Below are 1051 nucleotides of genomic sequence, written 5' to 3'. Positions count from 1 at the left end.
CGCACCGCGCCCGATTCCGGGCCGCGCGGATCGCGCTGGGCGCGTCCGATATCGCCGAGCAGGTTCTGGATGTGGTGGCCGAACTCGTGCGCGACCACGTACTCCTGGGCCAGTGGACCGCCGCTGGAACCGAACCGGTCGACGAGCTCCTGGAAGAAGGTGACATCGAAGTAGGCGGTCTGGTCGGCCGGGCAGTAGAACGGGCCGACCGCGCTGGTGGCATTGCCGCAGCCGGTGGACACCGATCCGGAGAACAACACCAGCTTCGGTTCCACATAGTCGACGCCCGCCTGTTTCGGCAGCTCGACCGACCACACCGCGTCCAGGCTCTGCGCGGTGAGCACCACCCGGCAGTCGACGTACCGGTTGGCGTCGGCTGCGGTGCGGCAGTGCTCGGGCGTGCCGGCGGTCGGCTGGGACTGCACATCCTGCGTGCCGGTGAATTGACCGAGCACCGATCCCGGGTCGCCGCCGAGCAGCAGGGTCAACACCAGCACGATCAGTCCGCCGGCGCCGCCGCCGAGGGCCAACTTGCCGCCCATGCCCGGCCCGCCGCCGGACGAGGCTCGATTCGGGTCGATCTGCATACCCTCGTTGAAGGTCATGAGAATCCCTATCTGTGACGTGTCCGCTACAGCTTCGCACGCGTGGACTCGATATCGGTTTCCGCTCGGCGAATGTGTCTCACTACGATGGCTTGCACCGGGAGGGCGTTCCGGTGTCACATTCGTCGAAAGGAACATCGTGCTGCGCACCCACTTGGCTGGTTCGCTGCGAAGCGAGCACGCCGGTCAGACCGTCACCCTGAGCGGCTGGGTGGCCCGGCGGCGTGACCACGGTGGCGTGATCTTCATCGATCTGCGCGACGCCTCCGGAGTGGCGCAGGTGGTGTTCCGTGAGGGTGAGGCCGCCGAACAGGCGCATCGGCTGCGCGCGGAGTACTGCGTCAAGGTCGTCGGCGTGGTCGAACAGCGCCCCGAGGGCAACGAGAACCCCGATCTGCCGACCGGCGCGATCGAGGTGAACGTCAGCGAGCTCGAGGTGCTCAACG

General features: G+C 67.6%; 2 protein-coding genes. One reads left to right on the top strand and one right to left on the bottom strand.

Features of this window, described 5'->3' with window-relative positions; translation table 11 throughout:
- Nucleotides 1-605, bottom strand: a 605-nt coding sequence (locus tag RJ05_RS15145; RefSeq protein WP_036537861.1) for a neutral zinc metallopeptidase, incomplete at its 3' end; no start/stop codon positions are given.
- Between the two features lie 139 nt (nucleotides 606-744).
- Between RJ05_RS15145 and RJ05_RS15140 the strand changes: the two genes are divergently transcribed.
- Nucleotides 745-1051 (top strand): OB-fold nucleic acid binding domain-containing protein (locus tag RJ05_RS15140; protein ID WP_036537860.1); only part of this gene is annotated, 307 nt, incomplete at its 3' end.

Origin of the sequence: Nocardia cyriacigeorgica NBRC 100375 (assembly GCF_000308555.1) — a bacterium.
In the GTDB taxonomy this organism is placed as follows: Bacteria; Actinomycetota; Actinomycetes; order Mycobacteriales; family Mycobacteriaceae; genus Nocardia; species Nocardia cyriacigeorgica.
Note: the sequence above shows the minus strand (reverse complement) of the source record. Positions and strands in the feature narration are given on the sequence as shown.